Source organism: Acinetobacter sp. WCHAc060042 (genome assembly GCF_003231195.1).
GTDB lineage: Bacteria > Pseudomonadota > Gammaproteobacteria > Pseudomonadales > Moraxellaceae > Acinetobacter.
In genome coordinates this window covers 65896-79374 of record NZ_QKVN01000001.1, presented here as the reverse complement: position 1 = coordinate 79374, position 13479 = coordinate 65896, and the positions used below count along the sequence as shown (strand labels likewise).

13 protein-coding genes are annotated in these 13479 nt (G+C 42.5%); 8 read left to right on the top strand and 5 right to left on the bottom strand.

The window, feature by feature from the left end; translation table 11 throughout:
* Position 1: 1 nt before the first annotated feature.
* The 3 genes from DPG01_RS00345 to DPG01_RS00335 form a co-directional block, all read right to left on the bottom strand.
* A complete protein-coding gene (locus DPG01_RS00345; protein ID WP_110973822.1) occupies positions 2 to 1168 on the bottom strand; it encodes an FAD-binding oxidoreductase in 1167 nt (388 codons plus the stop codon).
* On the bottom strand, positions 1161 to 2687 hold the full coding sequence (locus tag DPG01_RS00340) for a phytoene desaturase family protein (RefSeq protein WP_110973821.1): 1527 nt from the start codon (positions 2685 to 2687) through the stop codon (positions 1161 to 1163). The genes DPG01_RS00345 and DPG01_RS00340 overlap by 8 nt, the downstream gene beginning before the upstream one ends.
* Positions 2688 to 2759: 72 nt before the next feature.
* Entirely contained in the window at positions 2760 to 3602 is an 843-nt protein-coding gene (locus DPG01_RS00335) for an enoyl-CoA hydratase-related protein (protein WP_110973820.1), read from the bottom strand.
* 132 nt (positions 3603 to 3734) lie between these two features.
* Between DPG01_RS00335 and DPG01_RS00330 the strand changes: the two genes are divergently transcribed.
* Positions 3735 to 4355, top strand: coding sequence for a TetR/AcrR family transcriptional regulator (locus DPG01_RS00330; RefSeq protein ID WP_086208707.1), 621 nt, complete (start codon positions 3735 to 3737; stop codon positions 4353 to 4355).
* 161 nt (positions 4356 to 4516) lie between these two features.
* On the opposite strand, the gene DPG01_RS00325 is transcribed toward DPG01_RS00330, so the two are convergent.
* Positions 4517 to 5242, bottom strand: a complete 726-nt coding sequence (locus DPG01_RS00325) for an alpha/beta fold hydrolase (protein WP_213065986.1) — start codon at positions 5240 to 5242, stop codon at positions 4517 to 4519.
* A 122-nt stretch (positions 5243 to 5364) separates the two neighbouring features.
* Here DPG01_RS00325 and DPG01_RS00320 point away from each other — a divergent pair, with 122 nt between their 5' ends.
* A complete protein-coding gene (locus DPG01_RS00320; protein ID WP_228156946.1) occupies positions 5365 to 6231 on the top strand; it encodes a LysR family transcriptional regulator in 867 nt (288 codons plus the stop codon).
* A gap of 396 nt (positions 6232 to 6627) precedes the next feature.
* On the top strand, positions 6628 to 8463 hold the full coding sequence (locus DPG01_RS00315; RefSeq protein ID WP_110973817.1) for a monovalent cation:proton antiporter-2 (CPA2) family protein: 1836 nt from the start codon (positions 6628 to 6630) through the stop codon (positions 8461 to 8463).
* A 101-nt stretch (positions 8464 to 8564) separates the two neighbouring features.
* Here DPG01_RS00315 and DPG01_RS00310 read toward each other — a convergent pair whose 3' ends face one another.
* Positions 8565 to 9233: a GntR family transcriptional regulator gene (locus tag DPG01_RS00310; RefSeq protein ID WP_086208703.1), complete on the bottom strand. Its 669-nt coding sequence runs from the start codon at positions 9231 to 9233 to the stop codon at positions 8565 to 8567.
* A gap of 136 nt (positions 9234 to 9369) precedes the next feature.
* Between DPG01_RS00310 and madL the strand changes: the two genes are divergently transcribed.
* The 5 genes from madL to DPG01_RS00285 all read left to right on the top strand — a co-directional run bounded on the left by madL (position 9370) and on the right by DPG01_RS00285 (position 13478).
* Positions 9370 to 9771 carry a malonate transporter subunit MadL gene (madL, locus tag DPG01_RS00305; RefSeq protein ID WP_110973816.1) on the top strand — a complete coding sequence of 134 codons (402 nt, stop codon included), beginning with the start codon at positions 9370 to 9372 and terminating at the stop codon, positions 9769 to 9771.
* Between the two features lie 63 nt (positions 9772 to 9834).
* Positions 9835 to 10596, top strand: coding sequence for a malonate transporter subunit MadM (gene madM, locus DPG01_RS00300; RefSeq protein ID WP_110973815.1), 762 nt, complete (start codon positions 9835 to 9837; stop codon positions 10594 to 10596).
* Between the two features lie 21 nt (positions 10597 to 10617).
* The gene (gene mdcA, locus DPG01_RS00295; protein WP_110973814.1) at positions 10618 to 12273 is read left to right on the top strand and encodes a malonate decarboxylase subunit alpha; all 1656 of its coding nucleotides are present in this window, start codon (positions 10618 to 10620) and stop codon (positions 12271 to 12273) included.
* Between the two features lie 5 nt (positions 12274 to 12278).
* Positions 12279 to 12587 (top strand): malonate decarboxylase acyl carrier protein, encoded by a 309-nt coding sequence (gene mdcC / locus DPG01_RS00290; RefSeq protein WP_110973813.1) that lies wholly within the window; start codon positions 12279 to 12281, stop codon positions 12585 to 12587.
* Between the two features lie 3 nt (positions 12588 to 12590).
* Positions 12591 to 13478: a biotin-independent malonate decarboxylase subunit beta gene (locus DPG01_RS00285; RefSeq protein WP_110973812.1), complete on the top strand. Its 888-nt coding sequence runs from the start codon at positions 12591 to 12593 to the stop codon at positions 13476 to 13478.
* Position 13479: the final 1 nt, after the last annotated feature.

The following is a 13479-nucleotide window of genomic DNA, read 5'->3' as shown; positions in this document are numbered from 1 at the left end:
TTTAAAGCATTACTTCAATATCGCTGAGTGGAAATGCAACACAGCTATAAATCCAGCCAAATTGGCGGTCTGAGCGGCGTAAGTGCGCCTCGTCGGGATTAAAGACTTCACCTGAAATCAGTTTGATCCGACACAGACTGCATTCGCCTGAGCGACAGGCATTTTCGACAAAGAAACCATGTCGTTCTAGACTGTTCAGTAAAGGCTCACCAACCGTGGTAGTAAACTGTCCTTTGCCTCTTACTGTGACTGTCACTTCTTGATTTAATGCAATGTCCGACGTCCAAGTTGACTGTGTGTTTGGGGCTTTGGGGGCGCCATTGGCTTCAACTCGAATACGTCGAGCAGGAACTTCTAACTCAGCCAAAAGTTGTTGGCAACTTTGGTTAAATGGCGTTGGGCCACAGATGTAGAACATCTTTTGTTTCGGCTCTGTACCTAATAATTCGCTCAAGCGCTCTGCACTTAATCGTCCTGTTTGACCTTGATAGTCTGCTGTCGGACGAGTGATATATTCGGTTAAAGTGAAATGAGCATACTGTTTGGCCAGTGCTCTGAGCTCTTCGGCATAAATCACATCATCTTCAAAGCTATTGACATAAATCAGGTGGAATCGCTGTTGAAGATTTTGTTCAAGTAGATTTAAAAGCATACTGCGCGCTGGCACACTACCAGAGCCACCTGCCAAAAACACCAGATCATCACCATGAAACAGCGGATTGTGGTGAAAGTTCCCCATTGGACCACTACTTTGCAAGGTTTGTCCTACCGATAGTTGATCGACCAAATAGTGTGAAACAAAGCCCGCATCTGCTTTTTTGATGGTGAGATCATAGTAGTCTGCTTGGGTTGGCGAAGATGCAATTGCATAGGGACGAGCTGTGTAAGTACCTGCCACAGTGACAAATAGATTGATGTATTGACCTGCTTGAAATGCTGGCAAGGTTTCACCATGCTGAGAGGCTAGGCGGATGGTTTTAGTCGTTGGCGTTTCTTCAATAATCGCCTGAACAATCAAATCAATACGCTTGGGATGCAGCGAGTGCATTATCCGTTGCACTTGGCCTTTATATTCAGAAAAGTCTGTACCATTTTGTTCTAGTTCAGATTTGGCTTGAATAATTTCCTGATAGCCTGTGACTGCATTTAAAATATGTAGATCAGACATTGCTTAGCTCCTGTTGTGCCATTTTGTCGAGTTGACGCACCACGGCTTTGGCTGCAGATACTCCTGCAGCATAAGTCGGTTGGAATCCGCCCATCGTGGTCCACGCACTGGCAAAATAAAGCCCTTGTAAATGGTTCAATCGGTCTCGGATAAAACTGGTGTCTTCGCGTGTTTGCTTATAGCCGTAAATTGCACCGCCTGGAGTATTCAAATAGCGCATCATGGTGAGTGGTGTCGCGACTTCAACTTCCTGAATGTGTTGACGTAGGTTCGGATAGACCTGTTCAATCAGATCAATTAATTCATCCGCAAAACGATATTTGGTTTTGGCATAGTCTTCGGCTTTCACATTTTTCCAGACATCAGCATATTGCAAGCACACCAACACCACCTGACTTTTGCCTTCTGGAGCAGCTTGTGGATCATCGTAGTTGTAGCAGGTCAACATTCCTGAAATAGGGCTATCAAAACTTTCCATATTGTCATGGGTTTTTTCCCAGTCCATGGTCGAGGAAATAAAGGTTGATGCTGCATTGATCTTTAAGTGTGCTGGGGTGCAATCTAGACCCAAATAAATGACAAAGGCAGATGTTCCCATACGTCGAGATTTGAAGTCTTGCTGAATTTTTGTAGGGAGGGGATCGTCTAATAATTCATTAAATGTGAGTAAAGGACTAGCATTGGAAATCACAGCTTTACAGTTGATCAAGCGCCCATCTTCAAGCCTAACCCCAGTGACGGCATGATCCTGAGTGATGATCTTTTCCACACCACAGTTGAATTGTGCTTCACCGCCTGACTCTAAGAACGATTCCAACAGCGCATTGGACATGGCTTGTGATCCTCCTTTGATATGCCATGGCTTAAACACCGCATAGGCATATAACATATTGGCGAGATCACTAAATAAGAGATTTTTGGGTGGAATACCTGAATAAAACCAATAGGTCGCCAAAATACTGATTAAGGTTTCATCGGTGAAAAACTCATGCAATACATCGTGGGCAGAACGTAGACCATAGCGTTTAAAGTATGGACAGAGTTGATCAACGAGCAGTGGATAATTGCTTTTTTGTGCTTTAGGTAGGGTTGTAAAACCTTCTAAAGTGACTTTTTCACAGGCCAACATAAATTTTTCAAGTTGATCGGCCTCAGCAGGATACTGTGCTTGTAGCAACTTACGAACCCCTGACCAGCTTGCGGGTAAGGTGATATCGACCTGATTGGGAACAGCGAGTCGATAAAGTTCATGCTCTTGTACAAATTCGACTTTATCCATCACACCGAGTTGATCGAATAACTGTCGCATGATAAATGGGCGCTCTTCTGTGCCTAAACCACTTAGTTGATGCAATGCCACTTCAAATTCAAAATCACCACGGACAAAAGAGGTGGCACAGCCACCGGGTATGTTATGACGTTCGACCAGTAAGGTTTTTTTGCCTGCCTTTTGTGCTGTGACGGCTGCAGTTAAGCCTGCGTTGCCAGAGCCAATAACTACGACATCATAGTTTTGCATTTTAAACTCCAATCTTAACACTGGTAAGATTTGATTAAAAAAAATTAGAAAGGGTTGATTTTTTCTAGCGCTTTATTGAGTTTCAGCGAATTGAATCGGGTGTAAGTTTTCAAATTGCGGTGATGCTTCAGACATACGGCTTTGCACCATGGTTAAAATATCTTGTCCATTTAAAATAGCTGATTGCAACATCACAGTATGGTCTAGGGCTTGAGCCACACTATGGTCTCGACTATAGAGTAGACTGCGTTTAATGCCTTGCATGGCTACAGGTGGCTTTACAGCAATATTTTTTGCAATGCTAAAAGAATGTTCCAATAGTGCTTCTGGTGTTTCTAAAATTTTAACCGCTAGTCCGAGACGGTACGCATCTTCAGCGAGCAATGTGTCTCCCGTGAAAGCAAGATAGCGGGCAAGATTGAAGGGAATTTGATGGGGTATGCGTTGTAATACGCCAATATCCGCCATCATCCCAATATTGGTTTCTTCAATACGAAACTTGGCCTGTGGAGTCACAAAACAAAAATCACATGCTGCAATCAAATCAAAACCTGCTCCGACACAACTACCATGTACTGCTGCAATTACAGGGAATCTAACTTTTTCAAGGCAAGTCAATGCGTCTTGCATCAGAGCTAAGCTTTGCATGATGCTTTCACGTGCTACAGCATTTTGTGCATGAAATTCGGCCTGATTACTAAACATGCTCAGATCAAGACCTCCACAAAATACTTTACCTTGAGCCGAGATAATCAACGCTCGGATCTGTCCAGATTTATGCAATTGTTGAATCACTTGAGGAAATTCACGCCAGAAAGACAAATTTAAGCTATTTGCTTTTTCAGGGCGGGAAAGTTGTATATGCGCAATCTGAGCCTGAATACTCAGTTGAAAGCACTCATAATTTTGATTCATCACTCTGTCCTTAAGATGTTTAAAAAATACTCTAAACCTTAATCTTTACAGTGTAAAGATTAATTTAAATGGTGCATTTAAATTTATGCTAGGATAAATGGCAGAAGAATATTGATTTTTACTCAGCACTTTATGAACAAATCCGTCAAAAGAAAAAATTACCATGTTGGTAATCTTGAACCCCAACTCATTGATCAAGCGAAGAAAATGCTTGAAGAAGTCGGACCAGATAAGTTGTCTATTCGGGCTATTTCTGAACAAGTGGGTGTGAGTGCAACGGCTGTTTATCATCACTTTGCCAATAAGGATGAACTATTGAGTCATCTTGCCGCACAAGGCTTTGCTCAGCTAGAAAGTGTTTTGGGACAATGTCAGCAAGGGATAGACAAGAAAAATAAGATGCAGGTGATTAGTCGGCAGTACATGTTATTTGCTTTTGAACATCCTGCCATGTATCAGTTAATGTTTGGTTCTCAATTGGCACATAGTGAAATGAATCCTACTCTTTCTACGGCACGAAAAAATGCTTATGCTGTGGTGGAGCAGTGTGTAGCGGATGTGCTTGAAAAAGATATTCAGTCCAAAGAAGTTCGTTCTGCCGCACTGGCCGCATGGTCTTTTGCACACGGACTCGCGTCATTGATGATTCATAATGTTTTTGAGTTACCAGAACATATTTCTAAAGATGCTGTAATTGAAAAAGCACTTTTAGGGTTTAATCAATTGGTGAAGGCGCATTTAGATTTTGAGTAAAAGGATGTATGGCATTTCTCTTGTGATTGAATAACGTAAATCTTCATGTTTGTGATTTAATTTTATGGCTAGATCGTGGAAACGCTTTTAGAGGCTTAAAATGCAGCATTCTGCTGAATGCATGAAACATTTTAAGCTCTAATCATCCGTTTATATAACTGTTAAACTTTTGATGCTGCCTCAATAATTACTTTTGCAACTTCAGCTGCTTGTGACAAATGTGGAACATGACTTGCCTTCAATGTGGTGATATTGGCTGACATTCTTTCAGCCATTTTCTTTTGTAGCTCAGGTTGCAACATATAGTCATCTTCACTAATGATATAAGTGGATGGTTTCACTTTCCACGCGGCAGCATTTACTTTTTCTTCAAAGTTTCTTGCCCGAATTGGGGTTTGTGTTGCATACATCAATTGGGTTTGAACAGAGTCATTAAGATCTTGTGCAAGATGTTGTTCAATACCTTCAAGGCTCAAAGTTAAAAAGCCGTCTTGGTCACTGACTAAATGAGCAAAGCCCGATGGTGTAGGAAGGCCTTGTCCTAAGTCGACGATCGACTCACCAACGGCGGGTGCAAAAGCGGCGACATAAACCAAAGATTTTACTGACTCATGTTGTCCTGCTTCAGTTATCACCATGCCTCCCCAAGAATGCCCCACAAGGACGACCGGACCTTCAACTCTATTTAATACACGTTGAGCTGCGATTACATCGTCATCTAAGGAGCTTAAAGGGTTTTGTACCGCGATAGTATTGAAGCCTTCAGCGTGTAAAAGTTTGAGAACTTGATTCCATGTTGAACCGTCTGCAAATGCACCGTGTACAAGTACAATTGTTGGTTTATGGTTAGAGGCTGCTTGAGTATCTGTGTGTTGATGGTTTTGCATGATGTATCTCTTGATTTGAATATTGTTGATGTGCTCACTATACATAGGAAATAATTTGAGATAAATTATCTAAAAATATCAACATTAGGTATAAAAAGATTCAAATGGATAGATTCTCTTGTATGCAAGTGTTTGTTAAGGCTGTGGAGCTAGGCTCTATTTCTGCCGCAGCAATTGAGTTGGATCTGTCTTCACAAGTGGCTGGAAAGCACATAAGATTTCTTGAACAAAGCTTAGAAATTAAGTTGTTGAATCGGACAACTCGCCAGCAAAGTCTGACTGATGCAGGACGGATTTATTATGAAAAAGCCAAGCATATTTTGGCTGAGATGCAAGAAGCAGAGGCTTTTTTAGCGGAGACACGTTCAACGCCTAGAGGCAAGTTACGTATCAGTGCACCCGTCACTTTTGGGAATCATGCCTTGGCACCCGCCATTACCGAATTTTTAAAGACCTACCCTGAAGTCTCTGTTGAATTGAATCTTAGCAATCGTAAAATCGACTTAGTTGAGGAAGGTTACGATATTATTTTTCGTTCGGGTGAATTGCAGGATTGTGGGCTATTGGTGCGGGGGTTGGCTCCTTATCAACTCGTATTATGTGCTTCTCCAGCATATATTCAGTCTAGTGCTCCACTGTCGATACCAGAAGATTTAAAAAACCATGAATGTTTGGTCTTTACACATTCTATTTTGCGCACAGAATGGTCATTTAAAGGGCCTAATGGGATAAGTTCGGTTTTAATTACAGGCAGATTTTGGACAAATAGTGGTGAAGCCTTACGTGCAGCTGCGATTGCGGGACAGGGGTTACTTTTACAACCTTATGAGCTGGTGGCGGATGATTTGGAAAGAGGGCAATTAATACGGGTATTACCTGAGTATGAGCCAGTGATTGGTTCATTACATATTTTGTATTCACGTGATCGTAGAATGACGCCTAAATTAAAGAGTTTTATTGATTTTATTTTACTTAAATTTGGAATTTAAAAGGAACAGTAGCCATAGCATTGAATATATTTTTAGCTCAATTTTACGCTTGCTATGACACTCAACTATTTAGTTTTTCTAAATTATTTTTGGCATTAGATTGATAATTTGAACGAGTTTTCAATGGAAGTATGTTGCGATTGAAGCAAAAATGCTCTTCTTTTTGATGAAACAAAGCCTTGATGTAAAACGACAATGCTGTATATAGTTCTCAGTATAGCATCATTTATGAGCATAATTCGTTTAGTCCGCTAGTTGCCAAGTTGTGAAAATTAAGTTGTGATTCGAGCAAAAGTCATCAACTACAGGTCAGTCCATTTTAAATAAATTTTATTGAGTAAAATTAAAAAATAGTAAAGTTAGTATGGATTAGCAAAAAATAAAGATGAGAAAAACATGAGTGCAGAAGTTGATTCATTAGGATTGGTGGGTCCTGTCGTACTGTTAAGTGCTGCGGTGATTGCCGTTCCCCTTTTTAAACGTATTGGTCTAGGCTCTATTTTAGGTTATTTAATTGCAGGGCTGATTATCGGGCCATTTGGTTTTGCTTTTTTTAATAATCCTACAGCCATTTTACATATCGCTGAGCTGGGCATCGTGATGTACCTCTTTATCATTGGATTGGAGATGCAGCCTTCACATCTGTGGAGTTTGAGGAAAGAAATTTTTGGATTGGGCAGTTTGCAAATCTTGATCGCGGTGGCTGCGTTGACAGGCATGGGCATGCTGTTTGGTTTTAGTTGGAAAATAGCTTTCATTGCTGCTGCGGGTTTTGTTTTGACCTCGACTGCCATCGTGATGCAATTGCTCAATGATCGAGGCGAATTACATCAACGGCGGGGGCAAAAGATCGTTGCAATACTGCTGTTTGAAGATCTATTGATTGTTCCATTATTAGCCTTGGTCGCATTTATGTCCCCCAATCATGCGACTGAAAGTTCATCAATTGATTTACAAGGGATTGGCATAGGGCTACTGGCAATTGCTGGCTTAATTGTTGCTGGGCATTGGCTACTCAATCCTTTATTTAGAGTTTTAGCAGCAGCGAAAGCACGTGAAGTCATGACTGCCGCTGCACTTTTGGTGGTTTTAGGTGCCGCGTTGCTGATGCAACTCAGTGGTTTATCCATGGCGCTAGGAGCATTTTTAGCAGGCGTTTTGCTCTCCGAATCAACTTTCCGCCATCAAATTGAAGCGGATATTGAACCGTTCCGAAGTCTACTTTTGGGGCTATTCTTTTTAGGGGTAGGCATGTCTTTAGACTTGTCTGTGGTCAAAGCAAATTGGCAACTCATCCTCAGTGGTGTGATTGCGCTGATGTTGACTAAAGCACTCATGATCTATGTGGTGGCACGTTTAACCAAGAGTAATCATATTGAAGCCTTGGATAGAGCTTTACTCATGGCACAGGGCGGTGAGTTTGCATTTGTGCTCTTTAGTGCCGCAACGACCGCTCAAATTATTGATAACACCATTAAGTCAAATTTAACTGCAATTGTCGTGCTATCCATGGTGTTGACTCCAATTATTGGGGTGATATTTAAACGCTTTACTATTGCAACGGATGAGCATTCATTAGATCAGGTGCGAGTTGCTGACGGCTTAACAGGCAAAGTACTAATGATTGGTTTCGGTCGTTTCGGTCAGGTGGCCAGTCAGTTGTTATTGGCTCGTAGCGTGGATGTGACCATTATTGATAACGATGTCAACATGATCCAAAACGCAGAAAAATTTGGTTTTGATGTCTATTATGGCGATGGATGTCGTTTAGATATTTTACATGCATCTGGTGCAGATACAGCCGAAGCCATTTTGGTTTGTGTTGATCACAAAGAAACCATTAATAAAATTGTAGAACTAGTCAATGCTGAGTTTCCTTTAGCCAAACTGATTGTACGTTGTTATGACCGTGAACATGCGTTGTATCTGTCGAAGAAAAATGTCAGTTTGATGGTACGGGAAACCTTTGAATCCGCATTGGTTCTAGGTCAAACTGCCTTGCAGCAACTGGGTGTTAGTCCAGAAGAAATACAGCAAGTGAGTGATGATATTCGTGCTTTAGATAGTCAGCGTTTTGAAACGGAGGTAGCGGCTGATGATGTTAATGCAGGTATTGGGATACAGTACACTCAGCGTAACCCTCGTCCTACTGCACCGTTGATTAAGCCACAGCATACAGGGCAAGTTTTAAATGATAACGAATTCATAAAGCCTCGTGATACGGATAGTTGAGTTTTCGTTTAACGCTTAAACTTGGAGATAAAAGAGGTCTGTTTCAGGCCTCTTTTTCTATATGAAGTAATTCCATGTGGCTTAAGGGTATGGTTGCTTAATTAAGTATTTAAATGTTCTAAGGTTGAAATAAAATCCGTAAATTTCTCACCTTGAATTACCACATGTGCTTTCAGCAAAGCCTCGGCTTCTTGTTCGTGACCTGCAAAAATAGCCTCTAAAATTGCGCTATGCTCTGAAAATGAATGATTCATTCGATGGTTGACGCGGAGTTGTAGGCGGCGGTATGGGTGCAAACGTTTATGTAAAGTACAGGCTTGTTCAATTAAAAAGGCATTATGACTGGCTTGATAAATGGCAAAGTGAAATAAACGGTTGGCCTCATAATAATTTTCTGAGTCGTTCTGATTTAAATAGTCCTGACATAACTGATGCAGGCGTTGTAATTCTTGCTTTTCTTCAGGTTGAATGCGCCGTGCTGCCAGTCGTCCACACATGGCTTCTAATTCAGCCATCACCTCGAACATTTCACAAAGGGTGAGTGAATTAATGGCTGGAATAATTGCGCCACGACGTGGGCGAATTTCAACCAAGCCTTCAGCGGCCAATAGCTTTAATGCCTCACGAATCGGGGTACGTGAAGCACCATAGCGTTCGCAAAGTTCTTGTTCATCCAGCTTCGTCCCAGGCAGGAAAAAGCCATAAATAATATCATCCTCTAACTTTTTACTAATTTGAATAGAAAGAGGAAGTTCCGCAATTGAAGTCATACATCACCAAAAATTGTATACAATTTATGTTTATTTGAGTACAAAACATTGTACGCTGGATACAGATAAGCTATAACTATAGCAAATTATAAGTCAGATTATTAGAAGCGCTGCATGATCCAGGGAGGATTCAGCAATGATTATTTACGGAACAGCCATATTGGCAGTCTGCCATTTACTTGGTGTTTATCTAGGCAATGCCCTTGGGATTGCACTTGGTGTACAAGCCAATGTAGGTGGTGTGGCCATCGCCATGATTTTATTAATTCTATCGAAGGAGCTATTAGCCAAACGTGGGCACTTACCTCAAGTGACTCAATTTGGTGTGTTGTACTGGTCAGGTATGTATATCCCGATTGTGGTTGCCATGTCGGCAGGCCAAAACGTAGTTGCGGCTATGTCGGGTGGGATGTTGGGTTTGATAGTTTCAGTTGCGTCTTTAATTGGCACTGTCTTGGTGATTCGTTGGTTGAATAAATCCAGTGGCGACTATGACAGCTATGAATGGGCTGTAGAGCCAACTGAAAAAGCCGCTTAAGGACAAGGGTGTTGTCATAACACGAAAGAACAATCAGTTGTACGGTTACAAGGAAGAAACGCAATGGAAGAAATAATTACGGTTTTTACCAAAAATGCCCTCGTCGCGGCGCTCGCAGTGACTGGTTTAATGATGTATGTGTCGCATCTTTTGTCGAAATATCTAACCAAAGGCAAGTTACAAAGCTCAGCCATCGCCATCACTCTGGGGCTGGTCTTGGCTTATTTTGCAGGGATTTATACTCAAGGTGAAAAGGGCATTTCAGATATCGCCATTTTCTCAGGTTTTGCTTTACTCGGTGGTGCCATGATTCGTGACTTGGCCATTGCATCAACGGCGTTTGAAGTCGATGTCAAAGAAGTGAAAAAAGCAGGAAAGGTGGGTCTGATCGCGCTTGCACTTGGTTGCGTGATTCCATTTTTGATCGGTGCAATGGTGGCGTGGTTGATGGGCTATAAAGATCCTATTTCGATGACCACGATTGGCGCAGGTGCGATGACCTATATCGTTGGCCCAGTAACGGGTTCAGCCATCGGTGCAAGCTCAGAAGTGATTGCATTATCAATTGCAATTGGTCTGATTAAAGCGGTGTTTTTCATGGTGGGTACACCGTTATTCGCAAAATTTATGTATCTGAAAAGTCCACGTTCTGCCATGGTTTTTGGTGGAATGGCAGGAACGACCAGTGGCACAGCAGCAGGTTTAGCAGGAACGGATGTGCGTTTAGTGCCCTATGGTGCATTGGTCGCAACCTTCTATACCGGTCTTGGTTGTTTACTTGGGCCCTCTGTATTTTTTCTCACAATCAATGCCATCTTCGGCTAAGCACAGCATAAAGGTGACCCCATGAACCAAATGGTTAAGACGCGCTTATGGGATAAGCAGCGTACCCGCAGACTAGAAAAACTGAATCTTGCCAAAGAAAAAGGCTTTGCAAAACAAGTTGAGCATGCTCGGGTGATTGAACTTTTGGAAACGGTGATTTCCAGTGGTGATCGCGTTTGTTTGGAAGGTAATAACCAAAAGCAGGCCGATTTTCTGTCAAAGAGTTTAAGCCAGTGTAATCCAGAGGTGGTTCATGACTTACATATCGTACAGTCGGTATTGGCTTTACCCAGTCATATTGATGTCTTTGAAAAAGGTATTGCTTCTAAGGTCGATTTTTCCTTTGCAGGCCCACAAAGTTTACGTCTAGCACAATTGGTTCAGCAGCAAAAAATCAGTATTGGTTCGATCCATACCTACCTAGAGCTGTATGGGCGTTACTTTATTGATTTGACGCCAAATGTCTGCCTGATTACGGCACATGCGGCCGACCGAGAGGGCAATCTTTATACAGGTGCGAATACCGAAGATACGCCTGCAATTATTGAAGCGACTGCATTTAAAAGCGGGATTGTGATTGTGCAGGTCAATGAAATTGTCGATAAGTTACCGCGTGTCGATGTACCTGCGGATTGGGTCGATTTTTATATCGAAAGTCCCAAGCACAACTATATAGAACCATTGTTTACCCGTGATCCTGCACAAATTACCGAAGTACAAATTTTAATGGCGATGATGGTGATTAAAGGCATTTATGCACCATATCAAATTCAACGTTTAAACCATGGTATCGGCTTTGATACCGCGGCAATTGAATTGTTACTGCCTACGTATGGGGCATCCTTAGGACTAAAGGGACAGATTTGTACCAATTGGGCTTTGAATCCGCATCCGACTTTAATTCCTGCGATTGAAAGTGGATTTGTCGATTCGATCCATAGCTTCGGTTCTGAAGTGGGGATGGAAGACTATATTAAAGAGCGTCCAGATGTGTTCTTTACTGGCAGTGACGGCAGCATGCGTTCCAATCGTGCCTTTAGTCAAACTGCGGGTTTATATGCCTGTGATCTTTTTATTGGTTCAACCTTGCAAATTGACTTACAGGGTAACAGTTCAACTGCAACCGTAGACCGTATTTCTGGTTTTGGTGGCGCGCCGAATATGGGCTCTGACCCGCATGGACGCCGTCATGCTAGTTATGCTTATACCAAAGCAGGGCGTGAAGCGGTTGATGGCAAACTGATTAAGGGGCGTAAGTTGGTGGTGCAGTTGGTCGAAACATACCGTGAACATATGCATCCTGTCTTTGTTGAAGAGTTAGATGCGTGGCAGTTGCAGGACAAAATGGAGAGCGAACTTCCGCCCATCATGATTTATGGTGAAGACGTAACCCATATTGTGACGGAAGAAGGTATTGCTAACTTGCTGTTATGTCGCACACCTGAAGAACGAGAACAAGCCATCCGTGGTGTGGCTGGTTATACCCCAGTGGGGATGCAGCGTGATGAGACCAAAGTGGACGAGTTACGCCAGCGCGGCATTATTCAACGCCCAGAAGATTTAGGCATTGATCCAACACAGGTCAGTCGTGATTTGTTGGCGGCAAAATCGGTGAAAGATTTAGTTAAATGGTCGGGTGGTTTATATAGCCCCCCAAGTCGCTTTAGAAACTGGTGATCGACATGGAAAAGTTAAAATTTGAATTGCAATCAGCGCCACTGAGCGCTGAACAAGCGGCGGTCATTTGTGGTGTGGTCGGTTCTGGAAATTTAGAAGTCTTGGTTTCACAGCATGATCAGGCGGATATTTGTCAGATTGAAGTCACGACATCAGCCGTCGGTTTTCAACATGTTTGGAAGTCTGTGCTGAATGAGTTTGCACAACGTCATGCAGTAGCAGGGCTTAAATTTCAGTTAAATGATATGGGCGCAACCCCAGCAGTGGTGAACCTACGCTTAAGCCAAGCAATATCTATGTTTAAGGGAGTATAGAACATGGATCAAGTGATGCTCAAAAACAGTTTTTATGAAAAAACCGCACGTGCGCGGATTCAAGCGCTCGTCGATGCTCAGAGTTTTAATGAAATATTAAAGCCTGCTGAAATTGAAGTTAGCCCACACCTGTCTGCTTTGGATATTCCGGGTAGTTTTGATGATGGCGTGATTATTGGTACGGCACGTGTAAACGGAACACCTGTACATATCATGGCTCAAGAAGGGCAATTCATGGGTGGAGCTGTGGGTGAAATCCACGGGGCGAAAATTGTCGGTCTTTTGCATAAAGCCATTCAAGATCAAGCGCAAGCGGTACTGTTTTTTGTCGACTCAGGTGGCGTGCGCCTGCATGAAGCCAATGCAGGTCTGATTGCTATTTCCGAAATTATGCGTGCGATGTTGCAGGTACGAAATGCAGGCATTCCCATTATTACGGTGATTGGTGGAACCTGTGGCGCTTTTGGTGGTATGGGCATCAGTGCGTGTTTAAGCAGTGCCATCGTCATGACGGAAGAAGGGCGTTTGGCACTGTCTGGTCCAGAAGTGATTGAAACAGTGAAAGGCGTAGAAGAGTTTGATTCGAAAGATCGTGCTTTGGTTTGGCGCGTTACAGGCGGTAAACATCGTTACTTACTGAACCATGTACAGGCTTTGGTTGAGGATGATGTCGCAGATATTCGTGATGCGATTTTAACGCAGCTAGATGCTAAGGTCGCTTCTTTAGACTTAGAACAATTATTGCAACAGCAGCAACAGCTTGAGCAACAATACCAACGCTGGTTTGGTAAAAATGATGGTTTACAGATTTGGCATGATATGGGCATTACACAGCCAGAAAAAATTCCGATGTTGTCTGCCCATGAAGTTGTGTTGTTAAAGCAAGGATGAG